Source organism: Roseibium aggregatum IAM 12614 (assembly GCF_000168975.1).
Classification (GTDB): domain Bacteria; phylum Pseudomonadota; class Alphaproteobacteria; order Rhizobiales; family Stappiaceae; genus Roseibium; species Roseibium aggregatum.
In genome coordinates, this window is the sequence record NZ_AAUW01000018.1 from 1 (window position 1) to 20,849 (window position 20,849).

19 protein-coding genes are annotated in these 20,849 nt (G+C 59.6%); 12 read left to right on the top strand and 7 right to left on the bottom strand.

The genetic code is table 11. The features are described from left to right. The 3 genes from SIAM614_RS21805 to SIAM614_RS21815 all read left to right on the top strand — a co-directional run. The coding region (locus SIAM614_RS21805) for a TRAP transporter substrate-binding protein (RefSeq protein ID WP_006937982.1) at positions 1 to 915 on the top strand (915 nt) is incomplete at its 5' end. Then, positions 912 to 1,403, top strand: coding sequence for a TRAP transporter small permease (locus tag SIAM614_RS21810; protein ID WP_006937983.1), 492 nt, complete (start codon positions 912 to 914; stop codon positions 1,401 to 1,403). The genes SIAM614_RS21805 and SIAM614_RS21810, both read left to right, overlap by 4 nt. Further along, positions 1,396 to 2,682 carry a TRAP transporter large permease gene (locus SIAM614_RS21815; protein WP_006937984.1) on the top strand — a complete coding sequence of 429 codons (1,287 nt, stop codon included), beginning with the start codon at positions 1,396 to 1,398 and terminating at the stop codon, positions 2,680 to 2,682. Before SIAM614_RS21810 ends, SIAM614_RS21815 begins: the two co-directional genes overlap by 8 nt. A 73-nt stretch (positions 2,683 to 2,755) precedes the next feature. On the opposite strand, the gene SIAM614_RS21820 is transcribed toward SIAM614_RS21815, so the two are convergent. After that, positions 2,756 to 3,481, bottom strand: coding sequence for a GntR family transcriptional regulator (locus tag SIAM614_RS21820; protein ID WP_006937985.1), 726 nt, complete (start codon positions 3,479 to 3,481; stop codon positions 2,756 to 2,758). Between the two features lie 8 nt (positions 3,482 to 3,489). Next, positions 3,490 to 4,509 carry an asparaginase gene (locus SIAM614_RS21825; RefSeq protein WP_006937986.1) on the bottom strand — a complete coding sequence of 340 codons (1,020 nt, stop codon included), beginning with the start codon at positions 4,507 to 4,509 and terminating at the stop codon, positions 3,490 to 3,492. Between the two features lie 290 nt (positions 4,510 to 4,799). On the opposite strand from SIAM614_RS21825, the gene SIAM614_RS21830 reads away from it, so the two are divergent. From SIAM614_RS21830 to SIAM614_RS21870, 9 genes are all read left to right on the top strand, one after another. Beyond that, the gene (locus tag SIAM614_RS21830; protein WP_006937987.1) at positions 4,800 to 5,552 is read left to right on the top strand and encodes an amino acid ABC transporter ATP-binding protein; all 753 of its coding nucleotides are present in this window, start codon (positions 4,800 to 4,802) and stop codon (positions 5,550 to 5,552) included. Positions 5,553 to 5,635: 83 nt separating this feature from the next. Next, on the top strand, positions 5,636 to 6,469 hold the full coding sequence (locus SIAM614_RS21835; protein WP_006937988.1) for a transporter substrate-binding domain-containing protein: 834 nt from the start codon (positions 5,636 to 5,638) through the stop codon (positions 6,467 to 6,469). 64 nt (positions 6,470 to 6,533) lie between these two features. Next, positions 6,534 to 7,202: an amino acid ABC transporter permease gene (locus SIAM614_RS21840; RefSeq protein ID WP_006937989.1), complete on the top strand. Its 669-nt coding sequence runs from the start codon at positions 6,534 to 6,536 to the stop codon at positions 7,200 to 7,202. A gap of 3 nt (positions 7,203 to 7,205) precedes the next feature. Beyond that, on the top strand, positions 7,206 to 7,940 hold the full coding sequence (locus tag SIAM614_RS21845; RefSeq protein ID WP_006937990.1) for an amino acid ABC transporter permease: 735 nt from the start codon (positions 7,206 to 7,208) through the stop codon (positions 7,938 to 7,940). A gap of 234 nt (positions 7,941 to 8,174) precedes the next feature. Continuing rightward, complete coding sequence (argH, locus tag SIAM614_RS21850) at positions 8,175 to 9,674, top strand: argininosuccinate lyase (RefSeq protein ID WP_006937991.1); 1,500 nt, start codon at positions 8,175 to 8,177, stop codon at positions 9,672 to 9,674. Between the two features lie 95 nt (positions 9,675 to 9,769). Beyond that, a complete protein-coding gene (locus SIAM614_RS21855; protein ID WP_040440852.1) occupies positions 9,770 to 10,783 on the top strand; it encodes an SIS domain-containing protein in 1,014 nt (337 codons plus the stop codon). A gap of 66 nt (positions 10,784 to 10,849) precedes the next feature. Further along, entirely contained in the window at positions 10,850 to 11,662 is an 813-nt protein-coding gene (locus SIAM614_RS21860; RefSeq protein ID WP_006937993.1) for a PfkB family carbohydrate kinase, read from the top strand. Positions 11,663 to 11,886: 224 nt separating this feature from the next. Next, positions 11,887 to 13,089, top strand: a complete 1,203-nt coding sequence (locus SIAM614_RS21865) for a glycosyl hydrolase family 8 (RefSeq protein ID WP_006937994.1) — start codon at positions 11,887 to 11,889, stop codon at positions 13,087 to 13,089. A 533-nt stretch (positions 13,090 to 13,622) separates the two neighbouring features. Continuing rightward, positions 13,623 to 15,302: a methyl-accepting chemotaxis protein gene (locus SIAM614_RS21870; protein ID WP_208984073.1), complete on the top strand. Its 1,680-nt coding sequence runs from the start codon at positions 13,623 to 13,625 to the stop codon at positions 15,300 to 15,302. 143 nt (positions 15,303 to 15,445) lie between these two features. Here SIAM614_RS21870 and SIAM614_RS21875 read toward each other — a convergent pair whose 3' ends face one another. The 5 genes from SIAM614_RS21875 to SIAM614_RS21895 all read right to left on the bottom strand — a co-directional run bounded on the left by SIAM614_RS21875 (position 15,446) and on the right by SIAM614_RS21895 (position 20,834). Then, entirely contained in the window at positions 15,446 to 16,261 is an 816-nt protein-coding gene (locus SIAM614_RS21875; protein ID WP_006937996.1) for an ATP-binding cassette domain-containing protein, read from the bottom strand. Further along, positions 16,254 to 17,291: an ABC transporter ATP-binding protein gene (locus SIAM614_RS21880; protein WP_006937997.1), complete on the bottom strand. Its 1,038-nt coding sequence runs from the start codon at positions 17,289 to 17,291 to the stop codon at positions 16,254 to 16,256. Before SIAM614_RS21880 ends, SIAM614_RS21875 begins: the two co-directional genes overlap by 8 nt. A gap of 1 nt (position 17,292) precedes the next feature. Beyond that, positions 17,293 to 18,189, bottom strand: a complete 897-nt coding sequence (locus SIAM614_RS21885; protein WP_006937998.1) for an ABC transporter permease — start codon at positions 18,187 to 18,189, stop codon at positions 17,293 to 17,295. Further along, positions 18,186 to 19,193, bottom strand: a complete 1,008-nt coding sequence (locus tag SIAM614_RS21890) for an ABC transporter permease (protein WP_006937999.1) — start codon at positions 19,191 to 19,193, stop codon at positions 18,186 to 18,188. Before SIAM614_RS21890 ends, SIAM614_RS21885 begins: the two co-directional genes overlap by 4 nt. A 66-nt stretch (positions 19,194 to 19,259) precedes the next feature. After that, positions 19,260 to 20,834, bottom strand: coding sequence for an ABC transporter substrate-binding protein (locus SIAM614_RS21895; RefSeq protein ID WP_006938000.1), 1,575 nt, complete (start codon positions 20,832 to 20,834; stop codon positions 19,260 to 19,262). Positions 20,835 to 20,849: the final 15 nt, after the last annotated feature.

The following is a 20,849-nucleotide window of genomic DNA, read 5'->3' on the forward strand; positions in this document are numbered from 1 at the left end:
CCGTCCCACCCGCAGGTTTCAGAACTGATCGTCCCTTTTGCAAAGGACATCGAACGGGTGACCGAAGGCCGGGTGAAGGTGAATATGCTGCCTGCCCCGCTCGCCCCGCCTCCCGCAACCTTCGATCTGGTGAAGAACGGCATCGTGGACATGGGCTACTCGGTTCAGGGATACACTCCGGGCCGCTTCAAGACCTCGGCTATCGCCGAAATGCCGTTCCTCAGCGACGATGCCGTCGTCACCTCCGTCGCCTATTGGCGTGTCCATGAAGCGATGCTGCAACAGGCCGGCGAATACGAAGGCGTCAAGGTTCTGGCGGTCCACACCCATGGTCCGGGCGAAATCTTCTCATCCTCCGAGATCAAGAGCGTCGACGACATCGCCGGCCAGAAGATCCGCGTCGGCAGCGTTGTTGCCCATGACCTTGCCGAGCTGCTTGATGCCGTTCCCATCGAGGGGCCGTCCTCGAAGTCCTACGAACTTCTGAGCCAGCGTATTGCCGACGGGATCTTCTTCCCCTGGGAGACCGTCAACTTCTTCCGTCTCAACGACCTGTTGAGCTCGGCTTTCGTCGCCGAAGGCGGCGTCTACAACACTGCGTTCATGATGGTCATGAACGAGGACAAGTGGAACTCTTTGCCGGAAGAAGACAGGGCAGCCATTTCAACCCTTCTCGGTGAGCCGCTTGCACGCCGTGCCGGCGAAATGTGGAATCAGGCCGATGCGGTCGGCAAGGAAGCCTTGCAGGAAAAGATCAACATCTATCAGGCCAGCGACGCGGAAATCGAGCAGTTGCGCGAGCGTTTCAAGCCGGTCGTGGATGCCAATATCGCTCTGGTAACGGAAGCGGGCGTCGATGGTGCCGCAGCTTACGAGATGCTCCTCCAGGAAATCTCGAAGTTGGAAGCCGAATGAGCCTGGCCAATATGGAAGCCAGCGGCATCGACCGCTGGCTTCGCAGGGGCATTGCGCTCGTCTGCGCCGTGCTCTTGCTTACGATGATGGGCCTGACGATCGCCGACGTCCTGGGCCGTTACCTGTTCAATTCGCCGGTACCCGGTGCCTCGGAACTGACGGAACTCATTCTCGCAGCCGTCATTTTCACAGGTCTGCCGGCCGCCAGCCTCGATGGCGACCACGTCTCTGTGGATATCGTTGCGGAAAGACTGAGCAGCCCCGCGGCAGCGCTTCTTTCCAAGCTGGTGGCGCTGGTGTCTGCGGGCGTGCTGGTCATGGTTTCATGGCGGCTCTGGATCATCGGCGACCAGTTCGCCAGTTACAACGGGATCACCCCAACGCTCAAGCTGCCCCTCGCACCGCTTGGATACCTAGTATCGGTTCTGTGCATGATCGCGGCACTCATCTGCCTTGCTGATATTGTTCGGAGGAAAGACGTTGGGTGACTGGCATATAGGTATCGCGGTCCTGTTCGCGCTCTTGTTCCTCAACATTCCAATCGGCCTGGCGTTGGCTCTGGTTGGCGTTGTCGGAACGGCAGCGCTTATCGGGATCGAACCCTCCTTCGCGCTGCTCGGGCAAACCTTCTTCGACAACAGCCGGGCCTATTCGCTGTCGATCCTGCCGCTGTTCCTGATGATGGGTAACTTCGTCGTGCAGTCCGGGATCGCCAACGATCTTTATGCGGCCGCTTATGCCTGGTTGCGGCACCGCAAGGGCGGGCTGGCGATGGCAACCGTGGTTGCCTGCGGCGGCTTCTCCTCGGTCTGCGGCTCATCGCTGGCAACGGCCTCGACCATGGCTAAAATCGCCATGCCGTCCATGCGCCGCTTTCACTATCCGGACTCGCTCTCGACAGCTTCGATCGCAGCCGGTGGCACCCTCGGCATTCTGATACCGCCGTCGGTCATTCTCGTGTTCTACGGCATCATGACCCAGCAGGATATCGGCAAGCTGTTTCTGGCCGGTATCGTTCCGGGCATCATCGGCGTGCTGCTTTATGTTGTCGCCGTGCGCATTTCGGTTGCCTCACGTCATGTCGATCTGGAAACCGAACCGAAGCTGCCGCTGAAGGAACGCTTGCGGGCACTCAAGGGCATCGTCGGAGCTCTCGGCCTCTTCATCTTCGTGATGGGAGGGATCTATCTCGGGATCTTCACGCCGACCGAAAGCGCGGGCATGGGGGCCGGTGGAGCGTTTCTGCTGGTCGTTCTGCAGCGCCGGATGACGATGGCGGAGTTGCTCAAGACCCTTTACGACACAGCGAAAACGACAGCCAGCATGTTCCTGATCCTGTTCGGGGCGCTGACCTTCGCCAATTACGTCAATATTTCCGGCATGGGTGGAGAAATCCAGACACTGGTGACCGGCGTGGGCAACCCGCTTCTGGCGCTGCTCCTGATCACGGCCATCTATCTCGTGCTGGGCTGCGTGCTGGAGGGGCTGTCGATGATCACGCTCACCGTGCCCATCTTCTATCCGATCGTCGCCCATCTCGGCTACGATCTGATCTGGTTCGGCATCTATGTGGTTATCGTCACCGAGCTCAGCTACATCACGCCCCCGGTCGGACTGAATGCCTTCGTGCTGAAATCAGTTCTGAAAGACGTGTCACTGGCCACCATCTTCCGCGGGCTCTGGGCCTTTCTGCTGGTGGATGTGGCACGGGTCGCCATCATCCTGGCGTTTCCGGCCATCGTGCTCTTCATCCCCAGCATGATGTGAGCAGGACAAGACGCCGTAACGACACGAAGCCCGGGGAAGTGACCTTCCCCGGGCTTCGTTTTCAGACGATGAACTATTTTCTGACAAAACTGAACGAAAACGCGGAACCGCGGTGATAGTCCTGCGCGAATATGACTCTTGAGCCGTCCGCCGAATAGCAGATCTCCTCGATCAGCAAGGCGGAACCGAAAGTCTCCAGATTGTGCATTCGAACGACCATGTCGGGCAACATCACCGATTTGACCGTTGCCGTTGATGCAACCGGCCGCTTGTCGATATCGGCAAGCAAATCTACGATCGAGCCCGCCCAGTCCGCCTCGCCATGAACACCGTTGCCGAACAGTTTCTGCGGTATCCAATCGACCGAATAGACAAGCGGTTCGCCTTTTGCATGGCGTAGACGTTCAACCCGGAGAACCGGCGAACCTGTTTCCAGACTGAGCGCGACAGCAATCTCCTCGTCCGCAGGGAGTGTGGAAAAGCCCAAAACCGTGGTTTGCGCGTTATATCCATGACTTCGCACCATGTCCGATACACTCTCGAACTTGGTGATGGGTCGGGCGATACTCAATGCTGCGCCGGCCGCAATGAACCTGCCTTTTCCTTGCTGCGCCTCGATGACCGCATCGCGCTCCAGAAGCTTCAACGCCTCGCGCAGCGTTGGGCGCGACACCTGAAAGCGTTCCGCCATCGCCTTCTCAGTGGGAAGTTTGTCCCCGAGCGCAAGTCCTTCACTCTGAATCATATCCAGAACTGCCATGCGCAGGTTTTCGATACCGCCGTTTTTTGGCTTCTCCATGCCTTGTTCTAGTCCTCTCCCAGCGTGTCGAACAATTCCGCAATCTCGCGTTGAGTTTTTTGTTGTGAAAGAGCCGATTGCAACAGAATTCGTGCTTTCACGGGCGAGAGAACACCCGCAGGGAGGAACCCGTAGGCCGAGTTGCGGCTGTTATGCGGAACACGGCCGCCCCCCCTTGAGGCGCTGACGACGACGCCACCCCGCTCACGCGACCAGTTTGCCAAAGCTTGCGCCTGTGTGCTGGTCGCGTAGCCGGGCGCGAAGCCGGCGATCACAATTCCCTGTGCCCCAGCTGCTGCAAAAGCCTCAACAGCGGCCGCGTCGCCGCCGCTGTGGCAATAAAGAATATCGACACGCGGCAGGTCGCGACCGGTCGCCCCTCCAATCTTGATCCCGGGCGAGAGCGGGCGGCGAAAGAAGTCTAGCCGCGCTCCGGTGAAGCGGCCTATCGGCCCGGCCCACGGCGATTGAAATGTATCGAGGCGGGTATTCGATGTCTTGGTTACATCGACCGGATCGTGCAGTTCAGCGTCTACGGCAACGACAACATTCGCGTCACGCAAACGTTCGTCTCTGGCGGTGGCAATTGCGTGATGAAGGTTCATCGGTCCGTCGCTGCTGGCGGCCGATGCGGGACGCTGCGCTCCGGTTATCACCAACGGCACGTCAAGCTCCCATGCGAGCGACAGATAGTATGCGGCTTCCTCCAGCGAGCCGGTGCCATGCGTCAGCACGAAACCCTTCATGCCCGGCCGGGAAGCATAGGCTTCCGTGCAGGTGCGGCAGATTGCCTGCCAGGAAGCCGGCCCCATGTCGAAGCTAGGCAATGGATCGCAGGGCAGCGCGACAACGTCCCGATAGTCACCGAAGCGGCGCAGCAGGGCTTTTGCGTCCAGCGCGGGAACTTGCCCGTAATCGCACACTTCGAAAGGGTCTTCTGCAATCGCGTTGAGCGTCCCGCCCGCCACGATCAGTCCGACCGCGGGCTTCTCACCACCCTCCGTTTCGATTTCCCGATGCTCCATCATGCCTTTTCACATCCCCTGATGCCTTCGCGGCACACTCCGGTGCAGCGGACGAAACTGAAGTGTCACACAACGCTGCCTGTCTGCTCACACCCGAGCTAAAAGTCTATATTGTCTAACAACTAACGTCAAACGAGAGATTGATAAATAACATAAAACTGTTAATTTTCAGGTATTTATAAATTCATTGAAAAATTTACGTCACATGGATTGACAGAAAACCACAACAAGGCGCACAGTTGTCAAACAAGTTGAGGTGCCACATCGGCACAAGCCAGCCAAGGGGGAGACGGATGGCGAATTCGCCTACGGATCAGCAGGGAATTACGTTCAGCAAGGTCAACAAATGGTACGGCGCGCTGCACGTCCTTCGCGACATTGACCTGAAAGTGGCCGGCGGCGAAAAGGTCGTCGTTTGCGGCCCATCCGGATCCGGCAAATCCACACTGATCCGGTGCGTCAACCGGCTGGAAGAGCATCAATCCGGCACGATCGTGGTGGATGGAATCGAGGTCGACGGCACGCGTCAGAACATCGACCTTGTGCGGCGCAGGGTCGGAATGGTGTTTCAGAACTTCAACCTCTATCCGCACCTGACAATCCTCGACAATTGCACCCTGGCCCAGCGATGGGTGAGCGGGCGTTCCCGCAAAGAGGCGGAAGAGCGCGCCCTGCACTATCTCGAGCGTGTGCGCATTCCCGATCAGGTCAACAAATATCCGAGCCAGCTTTCGGGCGGTCAGCAGCAGCGCGTCGCGATCGCACGCTCTTTATGCATGGCGCCAGACATCATGCTGTTCGACGAGCCGACGTCCGCACTTGATCCGGAGCTGGTCCGCGAGGTTCTCGACACAATGGCGGAGCTCGCCAGCGAAGGCATGACCATGATTTGTGTCACCCACGAAATGGGATTTGCCCGGCAGGTCGCCGACCGCGTCATCTTCATGGACCAGGGCACCGTTATCGAGAGCGCTTCGCCAGAAGAGTTCTTCGACAATCCGAAAGAGGAGCGGACGCGCCGCTTCCTGAGCCAGATCCTGCACTGACCCCATAGGGTTTCGGGTCCCAGAGGGGGCGATGGACCCGCGATTATTGAAATTAGTCCCAGGGAAAGGAGAATGCCATGAGAATGACATTGAGATCCGTTGGCGCACTGCTTATTGCCGCAACTATTGCAGGCAGCGCTGTTCCGGCGATGGCACAGGAGTTTCCTCCTCTGCCGGAGATGATCAAGGAACAGGGTAAGATCCGCATTGGTGTGAAGTGTGACAGCCCGCCATTCGGTGCGACCGGTGTCGACGGCAAGCCGATGGGCATCGAAGTGGAGATGGCCAAGAAGATCGGTGAATTCGCATTCGGTTCGGAAGATGGCGCGGAACTGTCCTGCGTCACGAGCGAGGCGCGTATTTCCTCCCTCAACTCCGGCAAGCTCGACCTGATCCTCGCCACCCTCGGCCGGTTCCCGGCACGGGAAGAGGTGATCGATTTCTCCAACATCTATTTCTGGGGCACGTCCAACGTGCTTGTTCAAAAAGACAGCCCCGTCCAGAAACTTTCTGATCTAGAAGGCAAGACACTGCTGATCGTCAAGGGCGGCTCGCAGATCAAGTGGCTGGAAGAGAACATCCCCGACATCGAGATGATGCAGTTGAATACCACGGCTGATGGCGTGCAGGCTCTTATCCAGGGCCGCGCCGAAGGCTTCGTCGGCGACGGCGGCCTTATCTACACGCTCGGTGGCAACTACGAAGATCTTCGTGTTGTCGAAGAAGGTCTGGACCTTGGCGTCAACGGCATCGGCTTGCGCAAGGGAGAACCGGAACTCAAGGCTTTCGTCAACGCGGCTCTCGACAAGCTGCGCGCGGACAATTTCTACGAAACCGTTATCCCGGAGTTCGTGGAGGAGCCGGCCGTCGTGGACGTCATGAAGCGTGGCTTCCTGGAAGAAGCGCCGCAACTGTAATCGAGCAGCGAGGCGGGGGCTTCCCCCGCCTCATCCGGTTTGATCAGCACAGCATGGAACGCACATGACTATCATCGACTGGGGATATATCTGGGATGCTGTTCCGGACCTCCTTCAAGGTCTCAAAATGACTCTCTTGGTGAGTGTCCTCGCCATCCTTTTGTCTCTCCTGATGGGCCTGATCGGCTGCGCCTTGCGCATGTCGCCACTGAAAATCGTCGGCTACGCAGTCGCGGCCTATGTCGAGTTCATTCGCGGCACGCCGTACCTGGTTCAGGTCTTTTTCGTCTTCTACGGCCTGCCGAACCTGGGGCTTACGCTTTCGGTGTTCTGGTCCGGTGTGGTTGCGTTGTCTATCTGGGCGAGCGTGTTTCATATCGAGAGCTTCCGTGCCGGGCTGAGTTCAGTCAGCAAGGACATCCACAATACGTCCGCCTCGCTCGGCCTGCGCCGATGGCAGCACGCACTGCTCGTCGTGCTTCCGATAGCGGCACGCTCCGCCCTCCCCTCGACACTCAACACCGTCGTCAGCACGATCAAGAATTCGGCCTATCTGCAGGCCATCGGCCTCGTCGAACTGACTTTCGTGGCGGTGGACCGGATCGCCTATGAGTTTCGCGCGACCGAAATGTTCCTCAGCATCTGCGTGATCTACCTGGTCATCGTGCTCGCCGTGTCCGGCCTCGGACATCGTCTCGAGCGCCGGCTCAACCGGCCTTATGAGGGAAGATAAGCAATGTCCCTTCTCTACGAATACCGCGTTTTTCTGTTTTCGGGGTTCATCCAGACGCTGTTGATGTCGCTGGTCGTCGCAGCGGGAACGACCATGGTCGCCATCGTCCTCGTGATCGCAGTGCGATCCAGGCAGCGTGTCATACGGATCGCCGGATACACACTGGTCGAAGTCCTCAGGGACATTCCTCTGATGGTGAATGTCCTGATGGTCTATTTCATGCTGCCACTGGTCGGTCTGGGTTTCGGTCCGTTCTGGTCGGCTTGTATCGCCATATCTGTCTGGGGCGGCGCCAATGGCGCGCAGATCCTGCGCGCCGGCCTGAATTCTGTCGGCAACGGACAGCGCGAAGCCGCAGCCGCGTTCAACTTCGGTCCCGCCAAGACACTCCTTCTCATCGTTCTCCCGCAGGCGATGCCGGTCATCATCCCCCCCTATGTCGGCCTCATGACTGCCGTCGTGCAGGCGACATCGCTCGGCGCCGTGGTCGGCGCGCAGGAGTTGCTGCGCAGCGGACAGATCCTCATCGAGCAGACGACCATCATGCGCGGCGGCAGCCCCGCTTACCTGGTCTACGGCTCGATACTGGTGGTCTATTTCATCCTGTGCAGCCTGATCTCGTTTGCCGGCGGGCGCCTCGAAGCCTTTTACAAGCGGCCCTATCGCGGAGATGCCAACGAAGACCGAATAGAATCCCGTATCCACGACATCGAAGCCACGGTGCAGACAAGCGCATGATCAAGTCCGTTTTCTTGCCAAGCGTCGCGACGTGTAACCGGGAGATCCCGATTTGCCCTCTTGCCGGCAGGGAGACCGGCGCAACCCGGCCCTTCGCCCGATTTCGAATGTTGTGCTCAGGAATCGGATTTCGATGACGGCCAAATCAGGTTGGCAACGGCCGACATTACGCTTCCTGTCCGGCCGAATTTCCAACACTGGCCAGACAATTATTCAATTCCGAGGTTCACAATCATGCAGAACTCCGTAAGTTCAAGACTGGCCGAAGCGACAGCGCCGGAAGTTGCGACCGCGATCTATGCGCCGTCCCTGGGCAGCTTCGACGTCGCAGCCCTCGACCGGATGTGCGCGCTCAACGAGGCGCATGCGCTTATGCTCGCGGAATGCGGGCTGATCGACCGCGACACGGCCGCCTCCCTCCTGCGCGGCATCGCCAGGGTGCGCGAAGATGGCCCGGACAAGATCGATCTCGATCCGCGGTTCGAGGATAGCTATTTCGCATTCGAAAACCGGCTGGGCGAAGTGACCGGCAAGTCTTTGGCAGGCTGGTTGCACATCGGCAGAAGCCGCAATGATATCGGCTCCACCCTCGATCGCATGCTGACGCGCGATTGGTGTTCGCACCTGCTTGGACACCTCCTCGCCGCGCGCAATGCATGCCTCGATGCCGCTGAGCGATATGCCGATACGGTCATGCCGGGTTACACCCATCTGCAGCCTGCCCAACCGATCACCTTCGGCTACTATCTCGCCAATGTCGCGCGCGGTCTCGAACGCGAATACGAACGCTTGGCTGCGGTCTACCCGCGCGCAGATGCCTGCCCACTCGGTTCTGCGGCTTTTGCCGGAACCTCCTTCCCGATCGACCGGCAGCTTACGGCGGAGCTCCTCGGTTTCTCCAGAGTCGCCACGCCGGGGCTGGATGCCGTCGCCTCGCGAGACTTCGTGACGGAACTGTTGTGGGCGGTGACAAGCTGTCAGGTACTTTTGTCGAGGGTGGCGCAGGACCTCTATACGTTCACCACCTGGGAATTCGGCTCTTTCTCGTTCCCTGATCGGGTCGCCGGCACCTCCTCCATCATGCCGCAGAAGAAAAACATGCTGCCGCTGGAATACTTCCGGGCCGAAGCAGGTCGCAGCATCGGCGCCCTGGCAGGTGCGCTGTCTTCGGTCAAGGGTTCCAACTACTCGATCGGGCTCGACAGCGTGCGCGAAGGCCTGGCCGATTCCTGGCCTGCCTTCGCCCGCTTCGCAGAAGCCTTGCCACTGTTGCGGCTCGTCTTTGAAACGATAAAACCGGACGCCGACAAGCTGCTGGCCCGCTGCTCGGAGAATTTCTCGACCGCCACGGATGTCGCAGATGGTCTTGTTCGCGAACACGGGATCTCGTTCCGGGAGGCTCATCATATCATCGGTCGCGCTGTGCAGATGGTGATTGCCCGCGGCGAAGACGCGAGCGGTCTGACCGCCACCGTGGTCAACACCGCAGCGGACGCGGAAATCGGCAGGACCTTCGATCTCTCCGACGATACCCTGAAAAGCTGGACGGATCCGGTCTCGGCCGTAAACAGCCGGAACACACAAGGAGGGCCGGCTCCGGCGTCCACGCGCGCCATGATCACCGAAATGAAGCAACGGCATGCATCGGATACGTCTGAGCTCGAAAGCCACCGCGACCACCTGCGCCTGAGTGCGAAAAAACTTTCGGAGCGACTCTCGGCTTTCACCGGCTGAGAAGCGCACCTCCATCTCGTCTCCCCGGAGACCTCACCGCCACGCGCAAGCGCTGGCGAATGACCTTGCTCGTGCCCAACACAAAGGACTGTCTCATGTTCAACTTCGATGAAACCCGGTTTGTCGGCATACAAAAAGGTGCTGTGGACCTCGCCCCCAGCATCGACAAGACCATTGCCTCGGCAATCGAAGCAGGAGCGACCAACCTCTACTTTCTCGGCACCGGAGGCGTTGCCTATCTGATGGAACCGGCCGTGCAACTGTTGCATCGCCGATCGCAGTTCCCGGTTTTTAAGGACTATCCAGCCGAACTCGTGATCACGGGCGGAGTGAACCTCAATGCCAATTCTATCGTCGTCATGCCGTCGCTGTCCGGCACGACGAAGGAGAGCGTGGCGATGCTGACCAAGCTCAAGGAAGTAGGCTGTACCGTCATCACTCTGGTGGGCCATGCCGATACGCCGCTCGGCATCGGCGGCAATCCGGCGCTGGTCAACTTCGCCGAAGACGACACGTCTTCTGAATCCTTCTACATCCAGTCCCTTCTGGTGGCACTATCCGTGATGAAGGCGCGCGGCGAAATCGACAACTACGATGCGCTCGTTGAGGAAATGCAGACCGTTCCCAACGCCTTGCTTGAAGCCAAGCGCGCCTTTGAACCTAAAGCCAAGGAATTCGCTTCAATCATCGCCGGCTCTGACTATCATATGTTCACCGGCGCAGGTAACATGTGGCCGGAAGCTCTGTATTATGCCACCTGTATCCTTGAAGAGATGCAGTGGATCCGTACGCGTCCGGTCCATGCCTCCGACTTCTTTCATGGGCCGCTCGAACTGATCGAAAAAGGGGTGAGCCTCATTCTGTTCCGCGGCGAGGACGATTATGATGCTCTCGCGGAACGCGTTGCCGCTTTCGCTCCGGGCTATACGGACCGGTTTACCGTCATCAACACCGCTGATTACGCCCCCCGCTCGCTATCTCCTGAAATGCGTGCATTGCTGTCGCCTGCGGTAATGGCGACATTGCTCGAGCGGCTGAGCGCACATCTTGAGGTGATGCGCGACCATCCGTTGGTAACGCGACGTTATTACAAGCGCGTCGCCTACTGAAGCCGGTTGCGGCCCGGGCAAAGCCCGGGCCCTGCCCGGGACTGCCGGGTTTCAATGGAGTCCTTGATGAAAAAACTACGCTTCGCCGCGGCTGGCGACAATTGCATAGACAGATACGTCTCGAAGGGCGTCGCCAGAGTTGGCGGAAACGCACTGAATGTTGCTGTCCATTTCGCAAAGGCAGGACAGGCTTCAGCCTATTTCGGCGCAGTCGGTGACGACGAGGATGGCGCCTGGACACGCGAGACCCTGCTTGCCAACGGCGTAAACGCAGATCACTTGGAAATCCGTCCGGAAATCACCGCGTATACCGACATCGGTCACACTGCGTCTGGCGATCGCCAGTTTCTATTTGAAGAATTCGGCGCGAGCGGCACCTATTTTCCGTCTGCCGCGGCCGTCGCCGCGCTGTCTCGCGTGGATCACATCCACTTCGGCCTTCTGAACGGGACGGACCGTTTGCACGGTCTGAACAGTGCCTTACCGACACGTTCGATCGATTGTGCGGTGAATGATGCCTCATTACCGATGGATGTAGCCTTCAGCTCGGCAGGCGAGGACGTTTCGCCGGAAACGGAATTGAGCCGGCTGTTGAACAGAGGCCACAAGCTTGTTGTGGTGACGCGCGGCGCAAAAGGCGCAATTGCCAGCAAGGGCGGCGAAATCTGGAGCGAGGACGCTGAACGGATCGAACCGCTCGACACGACTGGCGCCGGTGACACCTTCATCGCCAACTTCCTGGTGCATTGGAAAATATATGGAGATGTCGCGGCAGCCCTCAGGAAAGGCATCGGCGCAGCAACCGAGACATGTCTGCATTATGGTGGTTTCCCGCAGGACGATCGGATGATTGGCAGGAGCCCGCCCAGTTCGGACTGATGTTTAAAATCCCTGACTTTGAGAGTTTAAAGGCACACAGGACCTTCAAAAGCGGACGGCAGAATGACTTGGCACATTCATTTCCGAACGCTCAGGAATGAAAGAAGACCGTCAGTTCGCAGATCGCAGTGTGTGTATTTCAAGCTGCCCCAAGCTGTTGTGCTTCTGGGCAGCTTTGACATGTCGTAGAACAGATCGCGCACTCCAGTTTTCAAGGAGAAAATATGTTGTTCCGTTTTCTTGCAACGCTCGTCTGGTGTCTTCTTCTGCTCCTGCCCGTTGCAGCCCGTCCCCTGTTTCCATCGCAACCGCAGGCGGAGCGTCTGGCGGCTCTGGACAGGTTCTGGGCTGACTGGAAGAAAACCTACCTCCATGAGGGGTGCGGCGGCGCCTACGTCGACACGTCGGGGGATGAGAAGCCAACGTGGGGCGGCAGTGCCACCGGCACGCTCACCGTTTCCGAGGCACACGGATATGGCATGCTGACGCTCGTCAAAATGGCGTCACGTGATCCGGAGGCGCAGGAAAACTTCGCAAGCATGGTTGCCTTCTATCACGCGCACCAGGCAGCCTCCGGCCCCGGCCTGATGGCCTGGAACCAGACCCGCGATTGCAAGGATGCACCGAACGGGGGCGACATGTCGGCAACTGATGGCGATCTCGATACGGCCTTGGCGCTTCTTCTGGCCGACAAGAAATGGGGAGGTTACCGAGAGGCCTTCGATCAGGCCCAGCAGGCAATTCTGGAGCGAGAAGTCACGGCTGACGGCATGATGCGCCTCGGCGACTGGGCGGTTGATGAGGACTACTCCGGGACATCCCGGTCTTCTGACTTCATGCCGGCAAGTTTCGCGGCCTTTGCAAAAGCCGCCGACGATTTGTCGCCACGCTGGACATCCATTCGCGATCGCGGCTACCGGGTGTGGGGTGATATCGCCGAGAACTACGCGGGAAACACCGGTTTGGTTCCGGATTTTCTGGTCGGGCTTCCTGAACACCCAAGGCCAGCAGAAGCCGACTTTCTGGAAGGCGCTGGCGACGGCCAGTATTCCTGGAACGCCCTCAGATTTCCCTGGCGACTTTCACTCGATCTTCTTGAGACAGACGATACGCGTGCTGCAGACCATCTCATGGTGATCAACCGCTGGATTCGCGGCGCGGCAAAAGAAGACCCGTTCCGGATCGCGACGACATACCGGCTCGACGGAAGCATCCCGGAGGATCAGTCGACCGGCTCCGCAGCCTTTATCGCCATGTTTGCCGCTGCCGCAATTGCCGGTAGCGGTGACCCCGATGGAGATCAGGTCTGGCTTGATGCTCTGTGGTCAGCCCTGATCAGTATTCCGCTTGCCGATGAGGACTATTATGGCAATACACTCAAATTGTTGGCGATGATTGAGCTCTCAGGGCAGTGGCAGGAAAACTGATTCATCCGTGCCGAACCGCGGTTGTTGCTTGAAGAGGTGTTGCGGGGCGTCACGGCTTCTGTTTCGCGGCATCCAAGAGTTCTTGCGCCAACGCTTCCGACCCTACAGCACGGGCCGTTCATCACGAGACCAAACAGAGCAGACTCTCGAAAGAAAGGTAGCATCCGGCGGGCGCCCCTTTTCAGTTTCGCTCTCATGTTGCGATGCGAAAGCAGGAGAACCGAAAACAATGCAAGTTGTCAGGCCAGCTCCGACGGACGCTCACTTTCGACCGCATCCAGAGACCTCACTGCGTAAATATGCGCACTCTGAGATCAGGGGCAGAAAGGTCAAACCTTCCAGAACTGTATCGGTACAGAGGAAGGAAGAGATGACTTTGCCTTACCTTGCGCCACGATATTGATGAAATTGCCCGACGCACAACTTTGTGCAGCGCACATAAACCTTTTCGCAACGCCCTCTCATGTAAAGGCTTAGCTACAAGGTTCACCACGCGGAGCAACCCTTACTCCTTGTCTGCGGAGATCGGTCAGGTGCTGAAGAATATTTCCATCGTCAAGAAAATGCTTGGCGTCATCATGCTTTTAAGTTTCGCAGCTGCGGGAACCACCTGGCTGGCTTACAGCCAGTTGACCGGTGTCACGCAGACATTCAACAATGTCGGGCTTTCGGAAGAAGCTGCCCGCGAGGCGATGGACCTGCGCATCGATATCGTTGCCATCAGCCGGATGACCTATCAGCTTGCGCTCAACGCGGAAAATGCCGCCGATTACCGCGACCAGAACAAGCGCCGCGTCGACGAAATGCTCGACCGGCTGCCGAAGCTGGAAGCTGTTGCCGACGCAGAGGAAATCAGACAGCTCGACACTGTACGGACCTCGCTCAAATCCTACTTCGCCAAGATCGAGCAGATGATCGATGTTGCGGAACGCTCACCGGAAGACAGCGCGGCCATCAATGCGGCGCTCGACGTTGCCTTGCAGGGCCAGAAGACGGTGACCGACAATGTGAAGGTCTACAGCAATTACTCCTCTGCGAAGATGGCAACGCTGCGGGAAAGCGCCAGCGAGAACGCCCGGTCGGCCGCATCCAGCCTGGTGATCATTGCGGCACTGGCTGTTATCTTCTCCATTGCACTGGGCATCTGGATTTCCCGCTTCGGCATCGCAAAGCCGATCTCGCGTATCGTGGACACGTTCAAGGAACTCGCACGGGGGAACCTCGACGTTGCCATCGACGGAACAGAGCGTACGGATGAAATCGGCGATCTGGCAAAAACAGCGCATTATTTCCGGGAACAGGCCGGGGAAAACGCCCGCCTTGCCCTGGAGAACGAGGACGAAAAAGCGCGTGCGGAAGAAAAACGCCAGGCGGAACTGAACAAGATGGCCGCCCAGTTCGAGGAAGCTGTCGGCGGCATCGTCCAGTCGGTTTCCGCGGCGGCGTCCCAGCTCGAAACCTTTGCTCGCGAGATGTATGAGACCGCAAATGTAACCTCCGAACGGTCCGGCACGGTGGCAACCGCTTCCGAAGAAGCCTCCTCCAACGTTGAAACCGTCGCCTCCGCGACTGAGGAACTGACCGCGTCGGTGCAGGAGATCTCCGGTCAGGTCGACCGCTCCAACAGCATTTCCGACGAAGCTGTCAGAGACGCGGATTCTGCGGCCAGCAAGGTGCACGGCCTGTCCAGCGCCGCACAGAAGATCGGCGACATCGTCGAGCTGATCAGCGGCATCGCTGCACAGACAAATCTTCTTGCCCTCAACGCGACCATCGAGGCCGCCCGCGCCGGCGATGCCGGCAAGGGCTTTGCCGTGGTTGCTGCCGAGGTCAAGGAACTTGCGGACCAGACAGCCCGCGCAACCACCGAGATTGCCGATCAGATCGCGGAAATCCAGAGCTCGACCGACGAATCCGCAACTGCCATCAACGGCGTTGCAACGACGATCGGCAAGGTCAAGGAAATCAGCACTGCGGTTGCCGCCTCGGTAGAGCAGCAGGCTGCGGCAACACAGGAAATCGCGCACAACATACAGCAGGCCGCCATGGGCACCATGGAAGTCTCGCGCTCGATTGGCACCGTCACCGAAGCGGCTACGAAATCGAGTGCGACCGCGAACGAAGTCCTTCAGGCTTCCGGAGACCTTGCCAAGCAGTCGGAGTTCCTGCAGTCCGAACTGAGCAGGTTCCTGGCCACCATCCGGGCTGCCTGATCCACGACCAAACGGACTTTCAGATATTTGACAGGCGATGGCGGCCCGGCTGCCATCGCCTTTTTTGTCCCGCAACAGTCAAAACCTGATGAGCTTTACCGGTCTTCCTGTTTCGAAAAGAACCGGGAAACACCACCAAGCCCTCAGGCTGCGTTGCCCCGAACCTTTACTTCCGGCATCGCCCCGATCAGCATCTTGGCGTAGTCGCTCTTCGGCGCGTCGAAGATCTCGTCGGTCTCGCCCTCTTCGACAAGCTCGCCGCGATAGATGAGGGCAACCCGGTCGCACAGGTAGCGCACCACGGCAAGGTCGTGACTGATGAAGAAATAGGTGAGCCCGAGCCGGTCCTGCAAATCGCACAAGAGGTTCAGCACCTGGGCCTGGACTGACACGTCGAGCGCAGATGTCGGCTCGTCAAGCAACAAGAGTTCAGGACCCGAGGCAAGTGCACGGGCGATACAGATGCGCTGGCGCTGCCCCCCGGAAAATTCGTGCGGAAAGCGCGAGAGGTGCTGGGGTCCAAGGCCGACGAGCGAAAGCAGTTCGGCCGCACGATCGGTGCGCTGGACACGGCTCAGGTTCAGAATGTCGTTATGAACGAGCATCGGTTCGGTAACGATGTCGCGCACCGACATGCGCGGGTTCAGCGACGCATAGGGGTCCTGAAAAACAATCTGAACGCGAGCCCGCAGGCGGCGTAGTTCGGCGGACGAAAGAAGGGCAAGATCCTGCCCCTCGAACAGAATGCGGCCCGCGGTCGGCGTTTCCAGATGCAGAATGGAGCGGGTCAGCGTCGTCTTGCCCGACCCGCTTTCGCCGACCAGCCCGAAGCTTTCCCCCTTCTGCACCGAGATCGAAACGTTGTTGAGCGCCTGCACCTCGGCGGTACGTCCGAAGAGCGTGCGCCTGGCACCGTAGATTTTGGAGACATTCTCAATCTGCAGGATCGGCTCAGGCATCGACGAGATCCTCCGTTTCGGTCAGGCGGATACAGGCGGCATGATGCGTGCCGCCAACTTGAACGGGTTTTGGCAGCGTCTGCGTACAGGCCTCGACGGCGTGTGGGCAGCGTGGCGCGAACCGACAGCCCGGCGGGGCAGAGATGAGGTTCGGCACCGACCCGCCGAGACCGTTCAGCGAGCCCCGCTTCGAATGCTTGGTCGGGATCGACGCCATCAGAGCCTTGGTGTAAGGGTGCGCCGGGCGCTCGATCACTTCGGCGACAGGACCGCTTTCAACGATATTGCCCGCATACATCACCGCGACATGAGAGCAGGTTTCGGCCACAACGCCGAGGTTATGCGTGATCAGGATGACACCGATAAAATGGTCGGCCACTGTCCCCTTGAGCAACTTCAGGATCTGCGCCTGAACCGAAACATCAAGTGCGGTCGTCGGCTCGTCGGCGATCAGTAGATCCGGACGGCCGATCAGGGCCATCGCGATCAGCACGCGTTGGCGCATGCCGCCGGAAAACTCGTGCGGATAGTTGTCAAGCCGCGCCTCGGCGTTGGGTATGCCGACACGATCCAGCATGTCCCCCGCCAGGCGCCGCGCCGCACGTCGGCGCTCGCGGCGGCTTGCGTTCGGCGGGCAATCGAGGATCGACGCATCGTGGCGTGCAGCCGCGAGAGCGACATCAACAAGTTGCTCGCCGATGCGGTAAGACGGGTTGAGATTGGTGGTCGGGTCCTGGAAGATCATCCCGATCCGCTTGCCGCGCAGGCTCTGCACCTCTTTTGCCGGAAGGCTCAGAATATCGCGGCCCTCGAACAGGATCTCGCCGTCGATGTAGCGCGCGGGCGGCGTGGAGACGAGCCGCGAGATAGACAATCCCGTCAGCGACTTGCCGCAGCCGGATTCCCCGACAAGGCCCCAGATCTCACCGCGATTGACCGTCAGGTCGATGCCGTTCAAAACGTGCGCCGCCCCGTCGAAACTGGTCATCGTCAGATGCAGGTTGCGGATATCAAGCAGTGGGTGGGTCATCTCAGCGCCTCGCTTTCGGGTCGAGGATGTCGCGCAGGCCGTCGCCAAGCAGGTTGAACCCGAACACCGCGAAGAACATCGCCATGCCGGGAGCCATCGCCGTCCACCAGTAGTCGGGCATGTAGGAGCGCGAGAGTGACAGAAGGGTGCCCCATTCCGGGGTGGGCGGGCGCACACCGATCCCGATGAAGCCGAGACCGGCCACCGTCAGGATCGCGAAGCCCATGTCGAGCGACATCTTCACGATGATCGGCGAGACGACATTGGGCAGGATATGTCGGAAGAGGATGCGCGAGGGATTGGCCCCGATGGCCCGTGCGGCCGTCACGTAAACTTCTTCACGCGCGGCCAGCACCTCACCACGGACCAGGCGCGCATATCCCGGCCACCAGGAGAGCGAGATCGCGATCACCATGTTGGTGAAGCCAGGACCGAGCGCCGCGGCAATCGCCATGGCCAGAATCAGGCTGGGGATTGTCAGCGTGAGGTCGGTCAGCCGCATCAGGCCTTCGTCGGTCCAGCCGCCGACAAACCCCGCCACCGCTCCGACGAGTGTGCCGATCAGCGTACCGATGAGGACGACACCGAACCCGGCGAGAACCGAGACCGTTGCCCCTGCCATCACGAGAGACAGAACATCCTGACCAAGCTCGTTCGTCCCGAAGGGATGGGTGAGCGAAGGTGGCTGGAAGCGATTGGCGGTGTCGACGGCTCCGGCTATATGCTCGGGATAAGGCGCCAGGACGGTGCCGAAAGCGGTGAAGAACAGCACGATGGCAACGACAGCCGCACCAAGCATGGACAGCTTGCTTTGCCGAAAGCGAAACAGCGCACGACGCAGGCGATCATCGGCAGGACGCGGGATCTCGGCCTCAGAAGTCTGGGCAATCTCGCTCATGAGTAGCGTACCTTCGGGTTGATGACCCCGTACAGCAGGTCGATAACAAGGTTGGCGGCAACAAACATCAGGCCGATGACGAGTGCCACACCGATGACGGGCATCATGTCCTGTGAGATGATCGCCTTTGTTGCGTAAAGTCCAAGACCCGGCCAATCGAACACAGTTTCCACCAGCACGGTTCCGCCCAGAAGCCAGCCGAAGTAAAGGCCGATGACCGTCAGCGTTGCGGAAACGGCGTTGCGGGCGATGTATTTCAGGATGATCTTGGCGCGTGGCAGGCCGAGCGCGCGGGCAGTCGTGACATAGTCCTGGCTCATCACCTCGATGGTTGAGGCGCGCATCATGCGCATGATCGTGGCCAGCGGTGAGAGGGACATGGCAATGGCGGGCATTGCCAGATGCCGAAGGGCGGTCACGAAGGTGTGCATGTCGCCTGCCAGCAGGGAATCGATCGTCAGAAAGCCGGTTACGGTTGGCGGCGGAATGACGATGATCGGCAGACGGCCGCCGAGCGGCAGCCACATCAGCCACATCGCAAAGCACAGTTGCAGCAAGAGCCCGAGAAAGAAACGGGGCATGGAGATCGCGCCGATGGCAACGACCTGCGACAGGTAATCCGGCCAGCGGTTGCGCCAGACAGCGGTTGCCAGGCCAAGCGGAATGCCGATGCATACGGCAATCAGCATCGCGGCGATGACGAGTTCCAGCGTTGCCGGCAGGTAGGCCGCGATGTCAGCTGCCACCGGGCGCCGGGTCAGAAGCGAGGTGCCGAGGTCGCCGTGCAGAAGTCCGGACAGGTAATCGAAGTATTGCGTCCAGATCGGCTGATCCAGTCCAAACTCGCGCGCCAGGGCGTCGATTTCGGACTGGGTGGCGTTCGGCCCTGCAGCCAGAGAAACCGGGTCGCCAGGCAACAGCCGCGCGATGGCGAACATGATCACCGTCAGCCCGATGACAACGGGTATAAGCAGCAGGATCCGCCGCAGGATGAAATACAGCATCTCAGACGCCCTTTGATTGGGAACGGCCGGGCGCAGGTAGTTGCGCGCCCGGCCTCATCGGGAAGGTCAGAGCGACAGCGGCCAGGCCTCGATCGCGTTAGAGGCAACCGGAGTGAAGTGGTAGCCCTTCACGTTGTCGCGCATGCCAAGCTTGCGGCGTTCAAGCACGCCGAAGATGTCCGGCGCGTCGGCAACCACCTTCTTCTGGAACTCTCCGTAGATCTCGACCCGTTTGGCCGGGTCGATCTCCGCACGGCCGGCCTCGATGAGGGCGTCGACCTCCGGATTGTGATAGACCGCGTTCTGCCAGCCGCCATTGCGCGAGGAGTGATAGGCGGCAAAGGCGATGTTGTCGGGATCGCCGTAGTTGGCGGTCTGATAGACCGGGAAGAGATCCGGGAAGGTTTCCGGTGACTTGCAGGCAGCCACCATGTCCGGCCATTTCAGCGGCTGGATTTCCAGGTCGATGTTCAGTTTCTTGAGGCTGTCCAGCATGATCAGCGCCCAACGGCGTTGCTGCTCCAGGCCCGAAACATGAACCATCTTGAGCGTCAGGCCACCTTCGGGATACTCGGTCTTGGCCAGATATTCCTTGGCCTTGTCGAGATCGGTCCGGTAGACCTCCAGATCCGGATTGAAGCCCAGAATGCCGTTCGGCAGCGGACCCGTCATAAGATCGGCGTAGCCGGCCGCGTCGAGGATAGCCTGATAGTTGGTGGCGTAGGAAATCGCCTTGCGCAGATTGACGTCGGCAAGAGGTCCCTTTTCCGTGTTCATCTTGATCGAGAAGGTACGATATTCCGGTTCGATCACCCGCACCACGCCTGGTGCGTCCTTCAGCGAGTCCATGTCTTCCGAGGTCAGATCCACCGCGATATGTGCCTCGCCCCGCTGCAGCATCAGCCGCTGCGTTGCCGTTTCACGCACGATCTGCCAGATGACGCCATCCAGGTTGCCGCCAGCCGGCTGCCAGGCGTCGGCCACGCGCGCAAGGTGATAGAGCGTGCCGACCTCGAAGCGAGCGACCTGGAAGGGGCCGGACCCGGCAATGTTGGTCAGAAGCCAGCTCTGGCCCTGATCGTCACCGAGGTTTGCTTCAACGGCAGCTTTCTCCACCACGAAGATCCACGGCAGAACCTGCAGGAAGGCCGCAAATGGTGTTTCCAGCTTGAATTCGACCGTGCCTGCATCCACTGCGCTGACGCCTTCCGGGGTCACAATTCCGCGGATCATCCAGGAATTGCCCTTGGCGAGTTCCAGCGCGCGCTGGAAGGAATACACCACGTCGTCGGCGGTTACCGGATTGCCGCTGTGAAACTTTGCAGCCGGGTTCAGTTTGAACGTGTAGGTCAGGCCGTCTTCGCTCATGTCCCAGCTTTCGGCCAGCCCGGGAACCGGCTCGGGCGGATTGCCGGCAACGCGGACGAGCGGGTCGTAGACGTTGCGCAGGAAGAATGAAGCGGAGTAGCCCGTCGCAGTATGCGGATCGAAGTTCGGAATGTCCTGACCCGATGCGATGATGAGAATGTTGCTGCCCGACTGGGCAAAAAGCTGCGTGGGGAAACTCGCCGCGGCGAGGCCCGCCCCGGCCATGGCCAGAAGGCCACGGCGGGAGACATTGAACTGCTTGGATACGGTCATCAGTTTGCTCCTTAC

What these genes read in the sequence shown, in the direction of transcription:
- SIAM614_RS21865 (WP_006937994.1), top strand. Translation starts at nt 11,887, where the DNA reads ATGTTGTTCCGTTTTCTTGCAACGCTCGTCTGGTGTCTTCTTCTGCTC.
- SIAM614_RS21825 (WP_006937986.1), bottom strand. Translation starts at nt 4,509, where the DNA reads ATGATGGAGCATCGGGAAATCGAAACGGAGGGTGGTGAGAAGCCCGCG.
- SIAM614_RS21895 (WP_006938000.1), bottom strand. Translation starts at nt 20,834, where the DNA reads ATGACCGTATCCAAGCAGTTCAATGTCTCCCGCCGTGGCCTTCTGGCC.
- SIAM614_RS21875 (WP_006937996.1), bottom strand. Translation starts at nt 16,261, where the DNA reads ATGCCTGAGCCGATCCTGCAGATTGAGAATGTCTCCAAAATCTACGGT.
- SIAM614_RS21845 (WP_006937990.1), top strand. Translation starts at nt 7,206, where the DNA reads ATGTCCCTTCTCTACGAATACCGCGTTTTTCTGTTTTCGGGGTTCATC.
- argH (WP_006937991.1), top strand. Translation starts at nt 8,175, where the DNA reads ATGCAGAACTCCGTAAGTTCAAGACTGGCCGAAGCGACAGCGCCGGAA.
- SIAM614_RS21840 (WP_006937989.1), top strand. Translation starts at nt 6,534, where the DNA reads ATGACTATCATCGACTGGGGATATATCTGGGATGCTGTTCCGGACCTC.
- SIAM614_RS21885 (WP_006937998.1), bottom strand. Translation starts at nt 18,189, where the DNA reads ATGAGCGAGATTGCCCAGACTTCTGAGGCCGAGATCCCGCGTCCTGCC.
- SIAM614_RS21810 (WP_006937983.1), top strand. Translation starts at nt 912, where the DNA reads ATGAGCCTGGCCAATATGGAAGCCAGCGGCATCGACCGCTGGCTTCGC.
- SIAM614_RS21835 (WP_006937988.1), top strand. Translation starts at nt 5,636, where the DNA reads ATGACATTGAGATCCGTTGGCGCACTGCTTATTGCCGCAACTATTGCA.
- SIAM614_RS21820 (WP_006937985.1), bottom strand. Translation starts at nt 3,481, where the DNA reads ATGGAGAAGCCAAAAAACGGCGGTATCGAAAACCTGCGCATGGCAGTT.
- SIAM614_RS21855 (WP_040440852.1), top strand. Translation starts at nt 9,770, where the DNA reads ATGTTCAACTTCGATGAAACCCGGTTTGTCGGCATACAAAAAGGTGCT.
- SIAM614_RS21890 (WP_006937999.1), bottom strand. Translation starts at nt 19,193, where the DNA reads ATGCTGTATTTCATCCTGCGGCGGATCCTGCTGCTTATACCCGTTGTC.
- SIAM614_RS21830 (WP_006937987.1), top strand. Translation starts at nt 4,800, where the DNA reads ATGGCGAATTCGCCTACGGATCAGCAGGGAATTACGTTCAGCAAGGTC.
- SIAM614_RS21880 (WP_006937997.1), bottom strand. Translation starts at nt 17,291, where the DNA reads ATGACCCACCCACTGCTTGATATCCGCAACCTGCATCTGACGATGACC.
- SIAM614_RS21860 (WP_006937993.1), top strand. Translation starts at nt 10,850, where the DNA reads ATGAAAAAACTACGCTTCGCCGCGGCTGGCGACAATTGCATAGACAGA.